This is a genomic window from Neisseria sp., from assembly GCF_041804105.1.
In the GTDB taxonomy this organism is placed as follows: Bacteria; Pseudomonadota; Gammaproteobacteria; order Burkholderiales; family Neisseriaceae; genus Neisseria.
In genome coordinates, this window is sequence record NZ_JBHCJY010000081.1 from 12,644 (window position 1) to 31,927 (window position 19,284).

16 protein-coding genes are annotated in these 19,284 nt (G+C 56.7%); 8 read left to right on the plus strand and 8 right to left on the minus strand.

Annotated elements, in window-relative coordinates:
• The first annotated feature begins 62 nt into the window (after positions 1–62).
• Both mltB and ACEYDX_RS07580 read left to right on the plus strand, forming a co-directional pair.
• A complete protein-coding gene (mltB, locus tag ACEYDX_RS07575; RefSeq protein ID WP_373741412.1) occupies positions 63–1,130 on the plus strand; it encodes a lytic murein transglycosylase B in 1,068 nt (355 codons plus the stop codon).
• Between the two features lie 566 nt (positions 1,131–1,696).
• Positions 1,697–2,620 (plus strand): AEC family transporter, encoded by a 924-nt coding sequence (locus tag ACEYDX_RS07580; RefSeq protein ID WP_373741413.1) that lies wholly within the window; start codon positions 1,697–1,699, stop codon positions 2,618–2,620.
• A gap of 159 nt (positions 2,621–2,779) precedes the next feature.
• Here ACEYDX_RS07580 and lptG read toward each other — a convergent pair whose 3' ends face one another.
• On the minus strand, positions 2,780–3,850 hold the full coding sequence (gene lptG / locus ACEYDX_RS07585; protein ID WP_373741414.1) for an LPS export ABC transporter permease LptG: 1,071 nt from the start codon (positions 3,848–3,850) through the stop codon (positions 2,780–2,782).
• Positions 3,847–4,965 carry an LPS export ABC transporter permease LptF gene (lptF, locus tag ACEYDX_RS07590; RefSeq protein WP_373741415.1) on the minus strand — a complete coding sequence of 373 codons (1,119 nt, stop codon included), beginning with the start codon at positions 4,963–4,965 and terminating at the stop codon, positions 3,847–3,849. Before lptF ends, lptG begins: the two co-directional genes overlap by 4 nt.
• A gap of 157 nt (positions 4,966–5,122) precedes the next feature.
• Between lptF and ACEYDX_RS07595 the strand changes: the two genes are divergently transcribed.
• Positions 5,123–6,547, plus strand: a complete 1,425-nt coding sequence (locus tag ACEYDX_RS07595; protein WP_373741416.1) for a leucyl aminopeptidase — start codon at positions 5,123–5,125, stop codon at positions 6,545–6,547.
• A gap of 156 nt (positions 6,548–6,703) precedes the next feature.
• Here ACEYDX_RS07595 and ACEYDX_RS07600 read toward each other — a convergent pair whose 3' ends face one another.
• Positions 6,704–7,609 carry a BPSS1780 family membrane protein gene (locus ACEYDX_RS07600; protein ID WP_373741417.1) on the minus strand — a complete coding sequence of 302 codons (906 nt, stop codon included), beginning with the start codon at positions 7,607–7,609 and terminating at the stop codon, positions 6,704–6,706.
• Positions 7,610–8,079: 470 nt separating this feature from the next.
• On the opposite strand from ACEYDX_RS07600, the gene fdhD reads away from it, so the two are divergent.
• Positions 8,080–8,880: a formate dehydrogenase accessory sulfurtransferase FdhD gene (fdhD, locus tag ACEYDX_RS07605; RefSeq protein ID WP_373741418.1), complete on the plus strand. Its 801-nt coding sequence runs from the start codon at positions 8,080–8,082 to the stop codon at positions 8,878–8,880.
• Positions 8,881–9,274: 394 nt separating this feature from the next.
• Positions 9,275–10,195 carry a formate dehydrogenase accessory protein FdhE gene (gene fdhE / locus ACEYDX_RS07610; RefSeq protein WP_373741419.1) on the plus strand — a complete coding sequence of 307 codons (921 nt, stop codon included), beginning with the start codon at positions 9,275–9,277 and terminating at the stop codon, positions 10,193–10,195.
• A 765-nt stretch (positions 10,196–10,960) separates the two neighbouring features.
• Here the strand turns inward: fdhE and bfr (ACEYDX_RS07615) are convergent.
• On the minus strand, positions 10,961–11,434 hold the full coding sequence (gene bfr, locus ACEYDX_RS07615) for a bacterioferritin (RefSeq protein ID WP_373741420.1): 474 nt from the start codon (positions 11,432–11,434) through the stop codon (positions 10,961–10,963).
• A 28-nt stretch (positions 11,435–11,462) separates the two neighbouring features.
• Entirely contained in the window at positions 11,463–11,927 is a 465-nt protein-coding gene (gene bfr, locus ACEYDX_RS07620; RefSeq protein WP_373741421.1) for a bacterioferritin, read from the minus strand.
• A gap of 468 nt (positions 11,928–12,395) precedes the next feature.
• On the opposite strand from bfr (ACEYDX_RS07620), the gene typA reads away from it, so the two are divergent.
• Both typA and ACEYDX_RS07630 read left to right on the plus strand, forming a co-directional pair.
• Positions 12,396–14,207: a translational GTPase TypA gene (gene typA, locus ACEYDX_RS07625; protein WP_373741422.1), complete on the plus strand. Its 1,812-nt coding sequence runs from the start codon at positions 12,396–12,398 to the stop codon at positions 14,205–14,207.
• Positions 14,208–14,688: 481 nt separating this feature from the next.
• Positions 14,689–15,465, plus strand: coding sequence for an SDR family NAD(P)-dependent oxidoreductase (locus ACEYDX_RS07630; RefSeq protein ID WP_373741423.1), 777 nt, complete (start codon positions 14,689–14,691; stop codon positions 15,463–15,465).
• A gap of 370 nt (positions 15,466–15,835) precedes the next feature.
• Here ACEYDX_RS07630 and ACEYDX_RS07635 read toward each other — a convergent pair whose 3' ends face one another.
• Both ACEYDX_RS07635 and ACEYDX_RS07640 read right to left on the minus strand, forming a co-directional pair.
• Positions 15,836–16,081, minus strand: coding sequence for a hypothetical protein (locus ACEYDX_RS07635; RefSeq protein ID WP_373741424.1), 246 nt, complete (start codon positions 16,079–16,081; stop codon positions 15,836–15,838).
• Between the two features lie 54 nt (positions 16,082–16,135).
• Entirely contained in the window at positions 16,136–17,422 is a 1,287-nt protein-coding gene (locus ACEYDX_RS07640; RefSeq protein ID WP_373741425.1) for a malic enzyme-like NAD(P)-binding protein, read from the minus strand.
• Positions 17,423–17,712: 290 nt separating this feature from the next.
• Between ACEYDX_RS07640 and ACEYDX_RS07645 the strand changes: the two genes are divergently transcribed.
• The gene (locus ACEYDX_RS07645; protein ID WP_373741426.1) at positions 17,713–17,916 is read left to right on the plus strand and encodes a hypothetical protein; all 204 of its coding nucleotides are present in this window, start codon (positions 17,713–17,715) and stop codon (positions 17,914–17,916) included.
• 507 nt (positions 17,917–18,423) lie between these two features.
• On the opposite strand, the gene ACEYDX_RS07650 is transcribed toward ACEYDX_RS07645, so the two are convergent.
• Positions 18,424–19,242 carry a pyruvate, water dikinase regulatory protein gene (locus tag ACEYDX_RS07650; RefSeq protein ID WP_373741427.1) on the minus strand — a complete coding sequence of 273 codons (819 nt, stop codon included), beginning with the start codon at positions 19,240–19,242 and terminating at the stop codon, positions 18,424–18,426.
• Positions 19,243–19,284: the final 42 nt, after the last annotated feature.

Genomic DNA, 19,284 nt, shown 5'->3' on the forward strand with positions numbered 1-19,284 from the left:
TACTTGTTAAACTCACGCTTTTCTTATCCAACCTTACCCGATTGATCACACGGACGACAAAAATGAAAAAATATTCCGCCCTGATGCTGGCCGCCGTTTTGGCCGCCTGCGGCACACCGCCCACCGACACACCGACCGTTCAAGAAGAAACCCCCGTCAAACCTTCCGCCAAACGCCCCGTATTCGACGCGGCGGCCGAATCCGTGGCCAGCAGCGGTTTCAACGGCAACGTCAACGTGCAGGAATTCATCAAATACGAAGTGGCCAACAGCCGCATGAACGCCGCCGAACTGAAGGATTTCTTCGACAACGCCGTTTACAAGGCCAACATCATCACCATTATGTACCGCCCGGGTACTTCGCGTCCGTGGTACGAATTCCGAACCGGTAACTCCGGCGAAGCCAAATTCAGCGGCGGCCGACGTTTTTACGCGCAGCACCGGGCCGTGATTGATGAAGCCGCCCGCAGATACGGCGTGCCGCCCGAGCTGATTGTCGCCATCATCGGCATCGAAACCAATTACGGGGCGAACATGGGCAGCTTCCGTCTGGCGGATTCCCTGAGTACGCTCGCGTTCGACTATCCGCGCCGCGCCGAATTTTTCCAGCAGGAACTGCATGAATTCCTGCTGCTGGCCAAAGAAGAAAAACGCGACGTGTTCGGCTTTAAAGGCAGCTATGCCGGCGCGATGGGCATGCCGCAGTTTATGCCGTCGAGCTTCCGCAAATACGCGGTCGATTTCGACGGCGACGGCCGCCGCGACATTTGGAACAATGTCGGCGATGTGGCCGCTTCCGTGGCCAACTATATGAAAGAACACGGCTGGAAAACGGGCGGTAAAATGGTTGTACCCGTCAAGCTGACCCATTCGCCGCAGATTCAGGCCATCATCGACGAAAAAACCGCGCTTACCCGCACCGTAGCCGACTTCAAAAGCATGGGCATCGTACCGCAGGAAGCCGTGGCCGACAGCGAAAAAGCCGTGCTCTACCGTCTCGAAACTTCGCCAGGCGTGTACGAATACTATCTCGGCCTGAACAATTTCTACGCCGTCTGGAAATACAACAACAGCCGCATGTACGCAACCGCCGTGCGCAATATCGCCAATGCCGTCGGCGCCCGTCTGTAACCCGCTTGAACAAAACACCCCGAAGGGGTGTTTTGTTTATTGTGCCGTCTGATAAAAACGGCGTAGGATGTGCATTGGCCCGCCGCTTCCTGCCGTGTGGCGGATGGGAGTTCGCTCCTGTAAAACCGTGTATCCGGAAGGTGTTTTCAGACGGCCTTAGAGTTTAAAAAACGTGTTTTCGCGGTGTCGGCCGGCAAGGGAAGATGATCGGGTACACTCTTTCAACATGCGTTTAAGGCCGTCTGAAAATTGACGGTGGGGGTATCGCGGCACGGTTTTGTCACGGGCGGATGCGGTGGCGTAAGCTGTAAAACCACAGTTTCCGTGCAGATGGAAACGTTCCTTGCGGTCAATCAAAAGGCTGTTTAAAAGGCAGTTTATTAGATAATACGTTGGTATCCATGCCGTCATTCATTTGCAGGCGGGAATCCGGCTTTAAGTTTCAGAAACTTTGCTTGTTCATGTGTTTGCCATCAGCCATGGATCCCCGTCTGCAAAGGAATGACGGAACTTCCGTCTGCACGGCAAATCCACTGCAAACAACCAAAGCAACTAACAGAAAAAATATGGCTGCCATTTTCAACATCATCCTGCCCGTATTCCTGCTGATTGCGCTGGGCTATGCGGCCATGCGTTTCAGTCTGTTTACGCGCGAACAGATTGACGGGATTGGGCGGTTTATCATGGTGGTGGGTATGCCGTCGCTGGTGTTCAATGCGCTGGCTACACGGCCGTTGGCCGAAGTGGTCAACCCCGTGTATCTGGCCGGTTACGGCATCGGTTCGGCGGTGTCTTTTGCCGTGATGCAGCGGCTGTGTCTGCGCTGCGGACAGCCGCCCGTTTTGTCGGTACTCAACGGGTTGGCGGCGGGCATGGCCAATTCCGGCTTCATCGGTTATCCGGTGCTGATGATGGCCATCGGCAGCGCGGCGGGCGGCTTTTTTGCCATGAACGTGCTGGTGGAAAGCATTGTGATACTGCCGGTTATGTTTGTGTTGATTGAAATTTACCGGGGCGGCGGCGGAAATTGGGCGGTGCTGTTGCGGCGCATCGGCTTGGGGCTGCTGAAAAATCCGATTGTTCCGGCACTGCTTGCCAGTTTGCTGGTTGCGCTGACGGGTATGCCGCTGCCTGCGGTATTGGCGAAAACCGTGGCGACGCTGGCTTCCGCAACCGCGCCGCTGGCCTTGTTTGTGATCGGGGCATCGCTGTTCGGCCTGACGGTGCGCGGCAACATGAAGGATTTGCTGCTCGGCAGTATGGGGAAGATGGTGCTGATGCTCGTGTCGGTGGTGTTTTTCCTGTGGCTGTTCGGTGCCGACAGGGATACGCTTTACGCGGGCGCGCTGCTGGCCTGTGCGCCGACGCCCAGCATTTATGCGCTGTTCGGGCGGCAATACGGTTACGGCGAGCAAACCGCCGGCGTGATGCTGTTGACGACGGTGGTGTCGGCGGTGCCGTTTTTTGCGGTGTTGTGGCTGTGGCGCTGACAGGTGCGGCAGAAACGGAGAACGCGGATGTCGGACGACAAGGCCGTCTGAAAATGCGGTGTCGGAGAATATGGCGGAAACGGCAGAACGGATTCGGCAAACCGCTTTTGCCGCTGCTGTTTTTAAGGCCGTCTGAAAAGTTTTTCAGGCGGCCTTTGTTCAGCGGCGTTCCTGCCTGCGTATCAGATAGATGCCCAAGAATGCGAATGCGGCGGTGGGCAGCAGGGCGGCGATAAAGGGCGGCACGCCGTAGAGCTGGCTGGTGAAGCCGAACAGCCGTCCGGCAAAGTGGAACAGCAGGCCGAGACAGATGCCGCCGAAGAGTTTCAGCCCCATGTTGCCGTGGCGGGTGTTCTGCGGGGTAAACGCCAGCGCAACGAGCGCCATCACCAGGGCGGCGACGGGGTACATGAGCTTGCGCCACCACGCGATTTCGTACAGGCCGGTTTCCTGACGGTTGGCTTTCAGATGGCCTATGTAGGTGGTCAGCGCGGTAACGGACATCTGCTCGGGTTCGACCAGCAAAACATCCAGCAGGCCGCTTTGCAGCTTGACCGGCCATTGCTGCTCGGCGGCGGTTTCGGTTTTGACCGAATCGTCGGCCAAAATGCTGCGGCGCACGTTTTGCAGCCGCCATGTGCCGTCTGAATTCAGGACGGCGCGTTCTGCTTCGGCGGTTTCGGCCAAGCGGAACTGCTCGTTGTGCCGCCAGATTTTGACGCCGAGCAGGGTGTGGTCGGGCAGCATTTCGCGCACGTTGATGATGTTGTTCTGCTCCTTGAGCCACAGGCCGGACGTGCCGGTGCTGATGCGGCCGTTGACGGCGGCGGCCTTCATGTTTTCCGCCTGCCTGCTCAGCGACGGGGCGAGCCATTCGCCCAAAAGTGCGGTGGCGACGGCGAAAATCAGGCCGAATTTCAGCAGGATGCCGATGAGTTTTCGGGTGCTCAGGCCGCTGGTTTTCATCACGGTCAGCTCGCTGCCGGCGGCAAGCTGGCTCAGGGCAATCAGGCCGCCGATCAGCACGGCCAACGGCATCAGCTCGTAAGCGCGGGCGGGCATCTGCATCAAAACGTACTGCATCATTTTGAAGCCGTTGTAACTGCCTTTGCCCAAATCGCCCACTTCGTCGATGACCACGAAAAAGCTGTACAGCGCAAGGAATGCGAGCAGGGCGTACACCGTCATCACGGCCAACTGGCCGATTAAGTAGCGGGGAATCAGTTTCATCGTGCACCGCCTTTCAATGCGAAGCTCTGTCTGACGGCTTTCCAGAAGGGCTGGGCGGGCATGGTGCGCACGCGCAGCAGAACGAATGCGGCCAAGGCCATGACGGCGTGCATGGGCAGCAGCCCCAGCCAGAAATTGAGTTTGCCGTCTTCCACCGCATCGCGCAGGAAGGTCAGGCCGTTTTGGTAAACCAGATACATGCCGATGGCAATCAGGATGTTATAAGTATGCCCCGTGCGCGGGTTGAAGTAGGACAGCGGCACGGCCAAGATGCTCAGCAGCAAAACGCTCACCGGCAGCGACAGCCGCCACATCAGCTCGGCCTGATACTGCGGATTGTCGCTGCCGAACAGTTTCGCCGTGGGAATGGTGCGGCGGTGGGCAATCGGATCGACCAGCTTGGGTACGGTGCTGATGACCAGGCTGAGCCGTTCGAACGACACGCGGGTGTAGTCTGCCTGTCCGGGTTTGCCGCCGTAGCGGTAGCCGTCGCGCAGCTGGAGCGTGCGCCTGTTGTCTTCGAGCGAGAACGTGCCTTCTTTGGCGAAGACGATGTTGTCGTTGCCTTTGTCGTCGAGTTCGCGCAGGAACAGGTTTTTCATCACGCCCGAATCGGTATCGAACGTTTCCACGAAATACACGCGGCTGTTGCGTTTGCCCAAGGCGTTGAACGAACCTGCCTCAATCAGGGAAAGTTCCTGTTTCTGCTTCAGAATTTCCGCATATTCGCGGCTGCGCAATTCTGCCCACGGCATCACCCAGAGCTGCATCACCGCAATCAGCACGGCAAACGGCACGGCAAAGCGCAACACGGGGTTGAGCCACTGTTTCAGCGACAGTCCGCACGACAGCCAGACCGACATTTCGCTGTCGCGCCAATAGCGGGTGAGGACGGTGAGCGTGCTGATGAAGGCGGTCAGCACCAGCAGCAGCGGCGTCATGCCGATAACCCAAAAGCCGACCAGCGCGGCCACAGCGTCCACCGCCACCCGTCCGTCGGCAGCGCGCCCGAGCAGGTTGATGGCCTGCGTGGACACCAAAACCGCCAAGAGCACGACGAACACGCCGACGGCGGTAAAGGAGAGTTCGCGGATAAAGTTTCGTTTGTAAATCATGGATTAGGATTTGTGTTTGCGGGGTTTTCAGACGGCCTGTCAAGCGTCCGAACTATCGGGTACAATCGTTGCAGCCACACCGCGGCAGGCCGTCTGAAACAAGGCCGCCAAAACGCGGATTGAGTGTGAAACAACTGCCCGATTTAGGAGAACCAGCATGAAATTTAGCATAAAAGCCGAGAAATTGCAGCCTGCCCAGGCCGGTGCGCTGCTTTACATTTGTTTGGACAGCCACCCGTGCAGCACGCACAGCGACAATGAAACCGCCGCGCTTTTGTGCGGTGCGCTCGAAGAAGGGCAGGTGTTTGCCGAAACCAAAACCGTGGCGGAAGGCCGTCTGAAAGCGGTGGCGGTGGTGCGGATGAAGGATGCGGCGCGCACCACGCTCGCGAAAGCGGCGGCAGAAGCTGCACAGTGGGCGCAGAATCAGGAAAGCGTGGCCGTTTGTCTGGCACCGTTTTCCGCCAAGGAAGCGGCGGCGGTGGCGGAAGTGTTTGCCACGGCCTTCGGCAACGCGGCCTACCGTTTCGGACGTTACAAGCAGGATGCGAAACCCGCGAAACTGCAGGAAGCGGTGTTTTTCCATCCGCGCGCTGCGAAAGCGGCCGGCGATACCCTGAAAGCCGCCGACGCGCTGGTGTACGGCATGAGCCTGTGCCGCGATTTGGGCAATGCCGCCCCCAACGAATGCACGCCCGAATTTCTGGCCGACACCGCGAAGGCCGAAGCGGAAAAACTCGGCGCACGCGCCAAAGTGCTGGAGAAAGACTATATCAAGGAAAACATGGGCGCGTTTTGGTCGGTGGCCAAAGGCAGCAAGCAGAAGCCTTATCTTATCGAGCTTTCCTATTTCGGTGCGGCCGACAAGAAAGCCGCGCCGACGGTGCTGGTGGGCAAGGGCATTACGTTTGACTCGGGCGGCATTTCGCTCAAGCCCGGCCTGAATATGGACGAAATGAAGTTCGACATGTGCGGCGCGGCCACGGTTATCGGTACGTTCTGTGCGGCGGTGAAGCTGAAACTGCCGATCAACCTGATTGCCATCGTGCCGACCTGCGAAAACATGCCTTCGGGCGGTGCGAACAAGCCCGGTGATGTGGTGAAATCCATGAAGGGGCTGACCATTGAAGTGCTCAACACCGATGCCGAAGGCCGTCTGATTTTGTGCGACGCGCTGACCTACGCCGAACAGTTCAATCCCAAAGCCGTGATTGACGTTGCCACTTTGACGGGAGCCTGCATCATTGCGCTCGGCCATGACGTGAGCGGCGTGATGGGCAACGACCAGAAACTGGTCGACAGCCTGCTGGCCGCGTCGCGTTCCGCCGACGACAAAGCATGGCAGCTGCCGTTGTTCGACACTTACAAAGACCAGCTCAAATCCAATTTCGCCGACCTGCCCAACATCGGCAGCCCGGGTGCGGGCACGATTACCGCAGGTACGTTCCTGTCGTACTTTACCGAAGCCTATCCGTGGGCGCATCTCGACATTGCGGGTACGGCGTGGAAATCGGGCAAAGACAAAGGCGCAACCGGCCGCCCTGTGCCGCTGCTGCTGGAATATCTGCGTAATGTGAAGTAAGCCTAGCCTGAGAGGGCAGCGAAATGCCCGACGGCCAACTTCGGGCATTTTTCCGGAGAAACGGTTGCGCAGCCTGATTGAAGCAAACCGGACAACACGCAGCATAAAGGCCGTCTGAAAAACTTTTCAGACGGCCTTTATCTGATTGGCACGGGATTACTCCAAAGGAATGTCCGTCCATACGCCGCGGTAGCTGGTGTAATAGGTCAACACCAAAACCGGTAAGAGCACCAGCATCAGCGGAATCATCACGACAATCATGCCCAGCCCCATCATGATGGCGGTTGCAGCCTGTCCGCCTGCTGCGATAAACGGCAGCACCAGCAGCGACAGCACCACGGTAATCAGAAGGCTGAATCCGAAGCAGGCCAAGCCGTACACCAGCATCGGCCTGATGTTCGCCAAGCAGCCCTGCAAACTCATTTTCATTGCCTGCAACGGCTTGATGTCGTGCAGCATCACCAGGGAGCTGGCAAACCACAGCATCATCATGGCGGGCAGGTACAGAACGAAAAACAGCAGGATCGACAGAAAACCGGCGGGGCCAGACAGGGCCGAAGTCATTGTTTCGGCCGGTATCTGCTGTTCCATGCCCACCGACGACATCAGCATGAGTTTCCCCGTCGGGCTGACGAGCGACATCACAAGCTGCGCCAGCAGCACGCAAGCGTAATTGAACAGGGCAAGTATCGCGAAGCTGCTGAATTTCCGGCTGATGCCTTCAAACAGCATCGAGATTTCGAAACGGTTTTCGCCCAAAAGTTTGTGCGCGGCGAAAATCATGCCGGCCATCAAAGCCGTCATGACGATGCCGTTGAGAATGTTGGCGACCACGGCCAAGGCAGGCGAAATGCTTGCCAACAGGCCGAAAACAATCGTTACGCCGAGTGAAACCAAGCCCAATATCAAGGTCATCGCAACCCACATGCCCGAACGCATCCTGAAAATCCGCCAAGCCTGCCGTATCCACGCCCAGCCTTCGCCTGCGGGCAGGCGTTTGGGCTGTTCGAGCAGATGCAGCTGCACTTCCGGTTCGGGCAGGTTTTGGTGTTCGAAAGACATATCTGATTCCTTTTCCTTACTTTCCGATAACGAATGCCGCCGATTATAACAGACCGCATTCAGACGGCCCGAGTTTCTTTGGCGCGGCTTGGATGGCAGGCGTGTGCGCGGCAGATGGGAGACCGCGTTTATGGTGAAACGGGGAAGCCCGTTCCGATTCATCGGTTTGTAAAAAAACAAGGCTGTGTTTGGGCTTGCGTTGAGAACACACCGGCAAGACGGAAGCAAGCATCAATGCAATATCCGAACACAGCCAAAAACAATCGCGGGTTTTATCTGTGCGGCGGTAACGGAATCAGGCTGCCGTGCAAAACAATAATGGATTGAACAGGATTCCGTTATCGGGAAACAGGCCGTCTGAAAACGTTCAGCACCGCCCGCGGCAGCAGCGTTGCAGGCATTTTTCCCAAGCCCGTCCGCGATAACCCGTTATAATAACCGCCATCTTTGTTTTCAGACGGCCTTTTGCCATGAACCCGCCCGCCAGCCGAACCCTGTCCGTTTACCGTACCGATGCCGCAGGCATCCTTGCCGATGACGACGTTTTGGCCGAAGAAACGCCCGTCGCGCTGGTGTACAACGGCATCAGCCATGCGGTGCTGATGGCCACGCCCGCCGATTTGGAAGCGCTCGCGCTGGGGTTCAGCCTGAGCGAGGGTATTTTGGAGCGGCCGTCCGAGCTGTATGCCGTGGAAACCGAAACCGTCTGCAACGGCATCGAAGTGCGGATGGACATCGCCGCCGCCCGCTTCCTTGCCCTGAAGGAACGCCGCCGCAGCATGAGCGGGCGCACGGGTTGCGGACTGTGCGGCATCGATTCGCTCGCGGCGGTCAAACCCGAGGTTCGGCCGGTGATGCGCGGCAGAAAAATCCGTTTTGCCGACGTTCAGACGGCCTTAAGCAGTTTCGATGCCTACCAGCCCCTGCGCAGCGAAACCGGTTCGGTACACGGCGCGGCATGGGTGGCAGGCGGCCGCATCGTCTGCGCGTTTGAAGACGTGGGCCGCCACAATGCGCTCGACAAACTCATCGGCCACGGCGTGAAAAACGGTTTCGATTTCACGCAGGGCTTCGCGCTCGTATCCAGCCGCGCCAGTTACGAAATGGTGATGAAGGCGGCGGCAGCGGGCATCGGCTGCCTCACCGCCGTATCCGCGCCCACCGCTTTGGCCGTGCGGCTGGCCGAAGAAGCGGGCATGACCTTAATCGGCTTTGCCAAACCGCAGAAATTCACCGTGTACAGCGGGCAGGAATTTGTAGAGGCCGTCTGAAAAAAGCTGCGGCAGAGGTTTTTTCTGTGCGGTCTCATCCGAATATTCCCGGCATATTTTCCGTTGCGGCGGATTGTTTCAGACGGTCTGAGGTATGCCGTCTGAAAAACGGCGGTTGTACGGAATGTGATGTAAACGATTGATTTGGGAAGGCTGTTTGGATATTCCGTTGGTGTTTGCTTACGTCATTCCCGAGCGGTCGGGAATCTGTTTGGGAAGTTGAGCAATCATGGAACAAAGTAAGATTTCCGCAGAGTAAGATGGCTTTCCGTCTGCGCGGGAATGACGAAAAATAAAAGCACCAACGCAATCCAAACACGGCCCGAAATATTTATCGGTCCTGCACAGCCGGCAGGCCGTCTGAAAACTGAAAAACACCATGGAAAGAACACCTATGAACACCCCCGTCAAACCCGCCGCCGACATCGGCAAAGGCCTGTTCCACACACCGTTTTGGCTTGCACCCGAGAAAAACGTTTTTGCCAACCGCAGCACCCGTTTCAAGGAACTGGCCGATGCCGAACACAGCGGCTGGCGCGATTACCTCAACCTGCTTGCCGCCGTCTGCGCCGCACAGCAGGCCGTGGCCGACGGTCGGGATATTGCCGCACCCGCACGCGGGCAGGGGAAAACCGTGTTGCCCGAAGCAGGGCAGGGGGGCGTGCCGTCTGAATTTTTTGCCGTTTTCACCGCCTTGCTGGACGAAGTGCAGGGCAAAATTCCCGCAGCGGCGGCGCAGGAAACCGAACGGCTGAAAAAGCTCGGCCGCGCCGATGCCGAAGTCTTGGCCGGACGCGTGTTGGCCGGAAGCACGCAGGCCGACGACCGTGCCGCCGAAATCTGGGTGCAGGCAGCGCTGCAAATCGTTTGGACGGCTTGGGCAGGTCGTCTGAACGAAAACGATGTGCCGCCCACCGAAGCCGACACGCGCACGCACTGCCCCTGTTGCGGCAGCGAAGCCGTCGGCAGCGTTGTTCTCATCCGCAGCGATTTGAACGGTTTCCGCTATATGCACTGCCCTTTGTGCAACAGCCGCTGGAACGTACTGCGCGCCAAATGCCCGACCTGCGGCGACGCGGGCGCGATGCGCATCCAGCAGTTCGAAGGCCCGGACGGCCTGCCGCCCGCCTATGCCGCCGCCAACGCCGAAAGCTGCAACGCCTGCCGTACCTACCGCAAACTCTACCGCCAAGACAAACAGCAATACGCCGACCCTGTGGCCGACGATTTGGCCACTTTGGGACTGGACATCATGGTTGGCGAGGCAGGCTACGAACGCGGCGGTGCGAATCCGTTTTTGTTGGCGGAAGAGTGAAACGCTTGTCCGGAAACACATCAGGCCGTCTGAAAACGGCAATGTGTTCTATGGCGGAATATGGTACGAAGGCAGTCGGGTGGGGGGTTTTGAATGTTCGGACGGCATGATTGCCCGAACTTTGAAAACGTTGGTTTATCCCTAAGCGGCGGTTCATAGGCCGTCTGAAAACAGGCCGTCTGAAAAAAGTTTATTTTCACCGAAACTTGCCTCCTTCCCTGTTAGGGGAGAGTGAACGGTTGCCGTCGGAAAATAATCATCCGAGCAGCCCGAATAAGCTCTCTCTCTCTCTAATTTTCTGCGGGAGTGGGAAACGGATGGCGGGTATTTGCCGTTTTCAGACGGCATTGAAAAGCGTGCGGCATGGTTTTACGGCATGGTTTCCGTTTTTCGGCGATAGGTTCGGGTGTCATCCGACGGTTTCGGTACGGTAGTAGGTTGGCGGACATGGCGGCATCTGTTCCGCCGACAACCGTCATTCCCGTGCGGGTGGGAATCTGTGTCCATATTTTAAGCAGCTTTTTGATTTTTATGGGTGTCAGCAATGGATTTCAGCCTGTGCGGGCATGACGATGTTGGTGCCGCTGACGCACTATTCAAACGCAGCCTAAATTGAAAGACAGATTCCCGTCTGCACGGGAATAACGCTTCCGGCGTGGCCGGAACATTATCCAAAAAACAGTCAAAATAAAAACGGCATCCTCGCGGATGCCGTTTGCTTTTCGGGTTTCAAGAGAACCGATATGTTTGGCAGTGGTTTGTGCTTTAATCCTCTTGCGCCCCGGTTTGAAGGTAGTTTTGCAGGCCGAGATTCGCGACCATTTCCTGCTGGGTTTCCAGCCAATCGATGTGTTCTTCGTTGGTGTTTTTCTGTTTTTCCAGCAGCGCGCGGCTGACGTAGTCCTGTTTGTCTTCGCATTCGGCGATGGCTTCAATCAGCGCGGCGTGTTTTTCCTGCTCTTTTTTCAGATCGCAGGCAATGATTTCTTCAACGGTTTCGCCGATAAGCAGTTTGCCCAAATCTTGCAGGTTGGGCAGGCCTTCGAGCAGCAGCACGCGTTCGATGATGTCGTCTGCGGCTTTCATTTCGACGATGGACTGTTTGAAAAAGTGTTCGCCCAGTTCTTCGAAGCCCCAGTTTTTCAGGATGCGGGCGTGCAGGAAGTATTGGTTGATGGTAACGAGCAGCAGGCCGAGGTTTTTGTTCAGCCCGCGCAATACGTTTTTGTCGCCTAACATGGGTGTTTCCTTTCAGACGGCTCGGTGTTTACAGTTGGCTTTGCAGGTAGTTTTGGATGCCGACGAGTTCGATCAGGCGCAACTGCTGTTCGAGCCAGTGGGCATGGTCTTCTTCGGTGTCTTTAAGCTGCGCCACCATCAGGTCGCGGGTAACGTAATCCTGTTTTTCCTCGCACAGTTTGATGCCTTTTTTCAGGGCGGCCTGAACTTCGTATTCGGTGTTCAGATCGGCTTTGAGACAGGATGCGACATCGGTGCCGATGTTGACTGCGGCGGGAACCATTTTCGGCGTGCCGCCCAGCATCAGGATGCGGCGGATAAAGGCTTCCGCGTGATCGGTTTCTTCTTCCATTTCGTGGTTCAGACGCTCGAAGAGCTTGTTGTAGCCCCATTCGGCATACATGCGCGAGTGGATGAAATATTGGTCGCGGGCGGCCAGTTCGCCGGCCAGAAGTTCGTTCATGTAGTAAATGATTGCTTGATCGCCTTGCATGGTGGTCTCTTTCTTGAAAATTTGTTGGATGTCGTGCCGCGTCTGCGGCGGATTGGTTTTGTTGTGGATGTTATTGTAGGTCGGTTTTGTGGTGTTTACAAATTTTCTATTTAAAATACAAACAATTATCACGAAAATCCTGAAGGCAAAAAGGCCGTCTGAAAAGTTATGGCTTTGTTTGTTTTGAAAATTTGTTGCTGATGGTTTTGATAGTTTGTTGCATCGGGAATTTTTATTTACACTATTTAACTTGAAAGTGTATGTATCAAGCGCAGACGAAGCGTTCGGGAACTCATTTTCAGACGGCCTTATCGTTTTTCCGCTTAAGTTTCAATACGATTGCGCGTTTCGGTTCTGGCCGTCTGAAAATTTGCGGCCGTTGCAGGGTAGGCGCAGCCGTAACTCGGAATTGTTAAAAGCGTGCTATAATTCACAGTTATTTTTCTGTTCCCGATAAGAATTCATTCCATGAAACAAATCCGCAACATCGCCATCATCGCCCACGTCGACCACGGCAAAACCACGTTGGTCGACCAACTTCTGCGCCAATCCGGCACTTTCCGCGCCAACCAGCAGGTCGACGAGCGCGTGATGGACAGCAACGACCTCGAAAAAGAACGCGGCATTACCATCCTTGCCAAAAACACCGCCATCGAATACGAAGGCTACCACATCAACATCGTCGACACTCCCGGACACGCCGACTTCGGCGGCGAAGTGGAACGCGTGTTGGGCATGGTGGACTGCGTGGTGCTGCTGGTCGACGCCCAAGAAGGACCGATGCCGCAAACCCGCTTCGTGACCAAAAAAGCCCTTGCGCTCGGCCTGCGCCCGATTGTGGTCATCAACAAAATCGACAAGCCGTCTGCCCGCCCGAGCTGGGTGATTGACCAAACCTTTGAATTGTTTGACTCTCTGGGCGCAACCGACGAACAGTTGGATTTCCCCATCGTGTACGCCTCGGGTTTGAGCGGTTTCGCCAAGCTGGAAGAAAGCGACGACAGCAGCGACATGCGTCCGCTGTTCGACACCATTCTGAAACACACGCCCGCACCCAGCGGCAGCGCCGACGAAACCCTGCAACTGCAAATTTCCCAACTCGACTACGATAACTACACCGGCCGTCTCGGCATCGGCCGCATCCTCAACGGCCGCATCAAACCCGGCCAAGTGGTTGCCGTGATGAACCACGAAAACCAAGTGGCGCAAGGCCGCATCAACCAGCTGCTCGGCTTCAAAGGTTTGGAGCGCGTGCCCTTGGAAGAAGCCGAAGCCGGCGACATCGTGATTATTTCCGGCATTGAAGACATCGGTATCGGCGTTACCATTTCCGAAAAAGACAACCCCAAAGGCTTGCCGATGCTGAGCGTGGACGAGCCCACGCTGACCATGGATTTCATGGTAAACACCAGCCCGTTGGCCGGTACCGAAGGCAAATTCGTTACCAGCCGCCAAATCCGCGACCGTTTGAACAAAGAACTGCTCACCAACGTCGCCCTGCGCGTGGAAGACACCGAAGACGCCGACGTATTCCGCGTTTCCGGCCGCGGCGAATTGCACCTGACCATCCTCCTCGAAAACATGCGCCGCGAAGGCTTTGAGCTGGCCGTTGGCAAACCGCGCGTGGTGTACCGCGACATCGACGGCCAAAAATGCGAACCCTACGAAAACCTGACCGTTGACGTACCCGACGACAACCAGGGTGCCGTCATGGAAGAACTCGGCCGCCGCCGCGGCGAACTTACCAACATGGAAAGCGACGGAAACGGCCGTACCCGTCTCGAATACCACATTCCCGCGCGCGGCCTCATCGGTTTCCAAGGCGAATTCATGACCATGACCCGCGGCACCGGCCTGATGAGCCACGTGTTCGACGACTACGCCCCCGTCAAACCCGACATGCCCGGCCGCCACAACGGCGTACTCGTTTCACAAGAGCAAGGCGAAGCCGTCGCCTATGCCCTGTGGAACTTGGAAGACCGCGGCCGCATGTTCGTATCGCCCGGCGAAAAAATCTACGAAGGCATGATTATCGGCATCCACAGCCGCGACAACGACTTGGTGGTCAACCCGCTCAAAGGCAAAAAACTCACCAACGTGCGCGCCAGCGGCACCGACGAGGCCGTACGCCTGACCACGCCCATCAAGCTCACGCTGGAAAGCGCGGTAGAGTTTATCGACGACGACGAACTGGTCGAAATCACCCCTCAATCCATTCGCCTGCGCAAACGCTATCTGCAGGAACACGAACGCCGCAAGCACTTTAAAAAGCCGGAGTAATTCGGTATCCGCCGCATAAAAAAGGCCGTCTGAACATATTTTCAGACGGCCTTTATTTGTTGGCATCTATCTTGCCTCGGGACAAAAAACGTTGCCATCATAATAGATGTCTGAACCGTAAACAGAATTTCCGAAATTGCGTCTGAACCGGTTGTTTTTCAGACGGCCTGTCTTGTTGATAACCGAACGTTCGGCTATTGGTACGGCAACAGTTCTGCCGTTATTCCCGCGCAGGCGGGAATCCGGTGTAAGAACCGAGAAACAGATATTTTTTAAGGGCATCGCAATGAAACCGTCCGGATTCCCGCCTGTGCAGGAATGACGGTTGTTATAGGCCGAATAAACGGCAGGCCGTCTGAAATTGTTCAGACGGCCTGCCGCTTTGCAGAGGAATCTTTAACAGCTCCCGTATTTTATTTATCAAACAGCCGAAGCCACAGGCTTTGCTATACTGCCGTTTTACCTGCAAAGGCCGTCTGAAATGAAAACACCCGACTGCGCCATTCTCGGCATGGGCTATTTGGGCCGTCCGCTGGCCGAAAAACTGTTTGAGCACGGCGGCCGCGTGTCGGCACTGAAACGCAGCCTGACTTCCGACGACATCAACCTGCCTATCGGGCTGCATACCGTCGATTTGAGCGACCCGCAGGTTTTCCGCGCCGACTTTTGGCAAACGTGGGCAGATAAGCCCGTGTGGTTCTGCCTGTTGCCGCCTTCCGCCGTGGGCGATTACCTTGGTGTGTTGTCGGAATGGCTGAAGCTGGCGCAACGTTTCGGCATCGGCCATATCGTGTATGCAAGCAGCACGGGGGTTTACGGCGATGGTGAGCGCGAATGCAGCGAACACAGCGCGCCCGACCCGCAAACGGTTTCGTCGCAGAAAGTTTACGCTGCGGAACAGTTGTTTTTGGCCAGCGGCATCGGCAACATCGACATTCTGCGCCTGGGCGGCCTGTATTGTGCCGAACGCCACCCGCTGACGAGCCTGCTCAAACGCAGCGGCATTGCGGGTGCGTACCGGCCGGTCAATATGCTGCACCGAAACCGCGCCGTTTCTGCTCTGCTGCACGCCGCCCGTATGCCCGGCGGTTTGAGAATACGAAACATCGTTGAGCCGCAGCATCCGCCGAAACACGAGTTCTACCGAACCGAAGCGGCCAAGCTCGGCCTGCCCGAAGCCGATTTCGATATGGCCGATACTGGCGGCGGTAAAACCGTTGATACGGTTTATGATGATTTCGCCGAAGTTTTACGTTAACCGCAGGCCGTCTGAAAAGTTTCAGACGGCCTGCGGGTGGGGAGCAGCCTGAATGACGGTGAACTTTACGCCGTTTTTGCCCTGAGTGCGTATCGACGGGGGTTGTCCGTTAAAGGCATGTAGCCGTATGGCGTGAAATTTCTAATAAACTGCCACGGTGTGTCCTGCCTGCCGTACTGTCTGCGATCCGCCGCTTTGTATCTGTATTAAGATTCACTCTAGTGGGCCGTTACCCCGTTTACCGTGATAGGCCGTCTGAAAAATGCACCGGTATTTTGAAGCGTTGCGTACGGTTACGGCGTGCCGCCTAACCGTACCTACTGCGGTTTTGAAAGAGTGGGTTTGGGTATTGTGCCGATGCGTGCTTCCGTTATTCCTGCAGGCGGGAATCCATCTTTGAAATCAGGTATCCTTTAATTTTCAATAGGTACTTGTGAATATCAAAACCGGATTCCTCCTGTGCGGGAATAACCGAAGTTGGAGAAACCCGCCGGAGGAGAAATCCGTCGGTATGCTGTCGGCACGGCATCCGGACAAAGCCTTTTGCAAAAAAAAGGAGCACGGAAAGTACCGTCGGGTTCCGCCTGTACGGCAACGGCGGAATGGTCAGCAGCAAATCGAAAGGCCGTCTGAAAAGTTTCAGACGGCCTGTTTGTTTGCGGGCGGTGTTTTACAGTTCCATCGCGTCCAACTGTTTGGCGTAGGCATCCAAATCGGCAATCGGACGCGTTGCCACGCCGGTGTCCATCGCGGCTTTGGCGACGGCGGGCGCCAGGCGGGAAATCAGGCGGCTGTCGAACGGGGTGGGAATCAGATAGTCTGCGCCGAACGAGAAATCCGCGCCGCCGTAGGCTTTCTTCACTTCCTCGGTAACCGGTTCGGTAGCGAGATCGGCGAGTGCGCGCACGCAGGCGAGCTTCATTTCTTCGTTGATGGTGGTGGCGCCGACATCGAGTGCGCCGCGGAAGATGAAGGGGAAGCACAAAACGTTGTTGACCTGGTTGGGATAGTCGGAACGGCCCGTGCCGATGACGACGTCGGGGCGGGCGGCTTTGGCTTCGGGCGGCAGGATTTCGGGAACGGGGTTGGCCATAGCCAATACGATGGGTTTGCCGTTCATGGTTTTCAGCATCTCGGGCGTGAGCAGGCCGGGGCCGGACAGGCCGAGGAAGATGTCTTTGCCGGCCACGGCGTCGGCCAAGGTGCGCTGGCCGTTGTCGTCGATGGCGTAGAGTTTTTTCGATTCGTCCATGCGCTCTTTGTCTTCGCGGGTGTGGTAAATCACGCCTTTGGAGTCGCAGACGGTAACGTTTTGGCGTTTCATGCCCAGCGACAGCAGCAGGTTGAGGCAGGCGATTGCGGCCGCGCCCGCGCCGGAGCAGATGAGGGTGGCGTCTTCGATGTTTTTGCCGACCACGCGCAGGGCGTTGAGTACGGCGGCGGCGCTGATAATGGCCGTACCGTGCTGGTCGTCGTGGAAGACGGGGATTTTGCAGCGTTCGCGCAGGTGTTTTTCGATGTAGAAACACTCGGGCGCTTTGATGTCTTCAAGGTTGATGCCGCCGAAAATCGGTTCGAGCGCGGTGATGCTGCCGACGAGTTTGGCCGGGTCGGTTTCGTCGATTTCGATGTCGAACACGTCGATGCCGGCGAATTTTTTAAACAGCACGCCTTTGCCTTCCATCACGGGTTTGCCCGCGAGCGCGCCGATGTTGCCCAAGCCGAGCACGGCGGTGCCATTGGAGATAACGGCAACCAGGTTGCCTTTGGCGGTGTATTTGTAGGCATTGATCGGGTCGGCGTGGATTTCCATGCAGGGCGCGGCCACGCCGGGGGAGTAGGCCAATGCCAAATCGTGTTGGGTTGCCAGATTTTTGGTGGGGGTAACGGAGATTTTGCCGGGTACGGGGAATTCGTGGAATTTGAGCGCTTCGGCTTTTAAAGATTGTTCGTCCATTTGATTCGGTCCTGAAGTTTTAGGGAGGATGCCGTCTGAACACGGGAGGGACGGCGGTTCGGGTTGCTTTTCAGACGGCATTTCCGGCGGGGTGTTGCGGATGGTTGCCTGCCGTTTCCGAAATTGTAGGCGGGCGTAATTCTAACACGGGCGGACACGGGCGCATACTGCCTGCTTGGCAGGTGGCTGTGTTGGAAAGGTTTTTTCGGCGGAGCGGAAATCGGTTGGAAACCGTTAATGCAGGTGGAAAACGTTGCGGCGGATTGGAATCTTTGTTTGGGAAAATGGCATTGTCTGTCGTTTGGGTACTCGCGGGGACGGTAGGAAAACCAAACAGGCCGTCTGAAACAGGCCGTCTGAAAAAGTTTTCAGACGGCCTGTGGCGGTTGTGCAGGTTGGGTTTGATTGCATCGATAAGGCATCCGTTCAAGTTCGCTTTTCCAAACGGCTGCCCGTTCTCGGTCGGGCGGGAATCCAAAATAAACGGCGGTTAACGTTCTGCACGGCGGAATAACCGTCATGCCCGCACAGGCGGGAATCTACGGTCAATATCCGCCAACACATGAAAAACCAGGCTACTTAAATTGGGAAGATGGATTCCCGCATGCACGGAAACAGGCCGTCTGAAAGCAACGGCTGCGGATTCTCATCTGCACCGGAATGACAGTGGGAAACAGGCCGTCTGAAAACAACCAATCAGCGGTTGCAGACGCTTACCCGTGCGGGAATCACGACAGCCCTAGCAGTAACGATTGTCCGGCTGTGAGCCTTCGGGTTCTTGTTTGAACGGGCAGAATGGCTTCCATTGGATTTCTGCGTTATCCGTTGATGCCTGCCGTGGATTCCCGCTTGCGCAGGAGCGATGAAAAGCCGAGTATCGACGCATCATACGGATACAACCTTGCAACCTGAATTTAAACCCGTCCTTCCCGATCAGGCGGAAAGGACGGGTTTCGTGTCGTCAACGTGCACCATGCCGACACACTGATGTGCAGAAAAGCTTAAAACCTCCTGTTCAGACGGCATGCCTGCATGATGTTGACGGCGAGTTCCTCCACCGATTTGTCGGTGGTGTTGGTAAACGGAATGCCGTGGCGTTTGAACATGGCTTGTGCGTCGGCGACTTCGCTGCGGCAGGTGTCGATTTTGGCGTAGGTGGAGTTGGGGCGGCGTTCGTGGCGGATGGCTTGGAGCCGTTCGGGTTGGATGGTCAGGCCGAACAGCTTGTCTTTGTAGGGTTTGACCATGCGCGGCAAATCGGTGGATTCGAGGTCGTCGGGAATCAGCGGGTAGTTGGCGGCGCGGATGCCGTATTGCAGGGCGAGGTAGAGACAGGTCGGGGTTTTGCCGGAGCGGGATACGCCCATCAGGATAACGTCGGCTTCTTTGAGGTTTTTGTCGCTGATGCCGTCGTCGTGGCTGAGGGAGAAATTGACGGCCTCCATCCGTGCATCGTAACGGCGGGTGTCGCTGATACCGTGGCTTTTGCCGATGGCGTTGCGGGCGGGCGTGCCGAGTTCCTGTTCCATGATGCCGAGAAAGGCATCGAAGAAGTTGATGTGCAGGGCGTTGCCGGTTTTGATGATTTCGCGCACTTCGGGGTTGCTGATGCTTTCGAAAACGAGCGGGCGCAGGGTGCTCTGTTCGGCGGTGCGGTCGATAACGGCGGCCATTTCGCGCGCTTTTTCGGGCGTATCGACAAAGGGGTAGGTGGCGCGCTTGAAGGTCAGGTTGTTGAATTGGTCGAGCAGGGCTTCGCCGAGACTTTCGGAAGTCAGGCCGGTGCGGTCGGAAATAAAGAAGGCGGTGCGTACGGACATGTTCGGGCTTTCGTTCGGATGGTAAACAGGTTTTTCAGACGG

What these genes read in the sequence shown, in the direction of transcription:
- mltB (WP_373741412.1), top strand. Translation starts at nt 63, where the DNA reads ATGAAAAAATATTCCGCCCTGATGCTGGCCGCCGTTTTGGCCGCCTGC.
- ACEYDX_RS07580 (WP_373741413.1), top strand. Translation starts at nt 1,697, where the DNA reads ATGGCTGCCATTTTCAACATCATCCTGCCCGTATTCCTGCTGATTGCG.
- lptG (WP_373741414.1), bottom strand. Translation starts at nt 3,850, where the DNA reads ATGAAACTGATTCCCCGCTACTTAATCGGCCAGTTGGCCGTGATGACG.
- lptF (WP_373741415.1), bottom strand. Translation starts at nt 4,965, where the DNA reads ATGATTTACAAACGAAACTTTATCCGCGAACTCTCCTTTACCGCCGTC.
- ACEYDX_RS07595 (WP_373741416.1), top strand. Translation starts at nt 5,123, where the DNA reads ATGAAATTTAGCATAAAAGCCGAGAAATTGCAGCCTGCCCAGGCCGGT.
- ACEYDX_RS07600 (WP_373741417.1), bottom strand. Translation starts at nt 7,609, where the DNA reads ATGTCTTTCGAACACCAAAACCTGCCCGAACCGGAAGTGCAGCTGCAT.
- fdhD (WP_373741418.1), top strand. Translation starts at nt 8,080, where the DNA reads ATGAACCCGCCCGCCAGCCGAACCCTGTCCGTTTACCGTACCGATGCC.
- fdhE (WP_373741419.1), top strand. Translation starts at nt 9,275, where the DNA reads ATGAACACCCCCGTCAAACCCGCCGCCGACATCGGCAAAGGCCTGTTC.
- bfr (WP_373741420.1), bottom strand. Translation starts at nt 11,434, where the DNA reads ATGTTAGGCGACAAAAACGTATTGCGCGGGCTGAACAAAAACCTCGGC.
- bfr (WP_373741421.1), bottom strand. Translation starts at nt 11,927, where the DNA reads ATGCAAGGCGATCAAGCAATCATTTACTACATGAACGAACTTCTGGCC.
- typA (WP_373741422.1), top strand. Translation starts at nt 12,396, where the DNA reads ATGAAACAAATCCGCAACATCGCCATCATCGCCCACGTCGACCACGGC.
- ACEYDX_RS07630 (WP_373741423.1), top strand. Translation starts at nt 14,689, where the DNA reads ATGAAAACACCCGACTGCGCCATTCTCGGCATGGGCTATTTGGGCCGT.
- ACEYDX_RS07640 (WP_373741425.1), bottom strand. Translation starts at nt 17,422, where the DNA reads ATGGACGAACAATCTTTAAAAGCCGAAGCGCTCAAATTCCACGAATTC.
- ACEYDX_RS07650 (WP_373741427.1), bottom strand. Translation starts at nt 19,242, where the DNA reads ATGTCCGTACGCACCGCCTTCTTTATTTCCGACCGCACCGGCCTGACT.